Origin of the sequence: Prevotella sp. CAG:255 (assembly GCF_000431195.1) — a bacterium.
Classification (GTDB): Bacteria; Bacteroidota; Bacteroidia; order Bacteroidales; family Bacteroidaceae; genus Prevotella; species Prevotella rara.
The window spans coordinates 1-830 of record NZ_HF986831.1 but is presented as its reverse complement, the minus strand read 5'-3'; the positions used below and the strand labels follow the sequence as shown (position 1 = coordinate 830).

The following is an 830-nucleotide window of genomic DNA, read 5'->3' as shown; positions in this document are numbered from 1 at the left end:
GCTTTTGGGAAGCAAAAAGCCATAGCTCATTAGGGCGTTTTCTTTACGCACCGCTGACGCTAATGCTAAAAACGCCCCAATGAGCCAACGGGGTTGCACCCCTCTGGACACCCCCGCTTGCCCCGTGCAGTTATGACCGCAGGCAGGCGGACACCGACAAACAAGTTTGTATAACCTCAAATATAAGAGAAGAACATGGGATATATCAGCATCCAAATCAACAAAGCGAAAGGGTCGGCTGACACGGGCGCATCCGACCATATTGAACGCAAGACCACGCCCAAGAACGCAGACCCCACGCGCACCCACCTCAACCGTGAGCTGGTGGAGTTTCCCGATGGCGTGGCAGACCGTACCGAAGCGATAAGCCACCGCATCCGCACGGCAGGCATCAGGCGGAAGATAACGCCCGACCAAATGAGGGCAATCCGCATCGTACTTTCGGGTACGCACGAGGACATGGCGAGAATACAGGACGAGGGCAGACTATCCGAATGGTGCGATGACAACCTGCAATGGCTGCACCGCACATTCGGCAAGGAGAATCCCGTTTCGGCGGTGCTGCACATGGACGAACACACGCCGCACATCCATGCCACGGTCGTGCCGATAGTGATGGGCGAGCGCAGGAAAGCCAAGCGGAAGCAGACGGAGGGCAAACGCACCTACCGCAAGAAAGCCAACGCCGTGCGCCTGTGCGCCGATGACCTCTTGACCCGTGAAAGGCTTGTCGCCTACCACGACAGCTACGCCGCAGCGATGGTGAAATACGGCTTGCAGCGTGGTGTCCGTGTTTCGGAAGCACGGCACACGACTACCGCCCAATACTA

The 830-nt window shown here is 57.6% G+C and carries 1 protein-coding gene; it reads left to right on the top strand.

What is annotated here, in order from left to right; translation table 11 throughout:
* Positions 1-195 precede the first annotated feature (195 nt).
* Positions 196-830 (top strand): MobV family relaxase (gene mobV / locus QVO66_RS10425; RefSeq protein WP_288172817.1); only part of this gene is annotated, 635 nt, incomplete at its 3' end.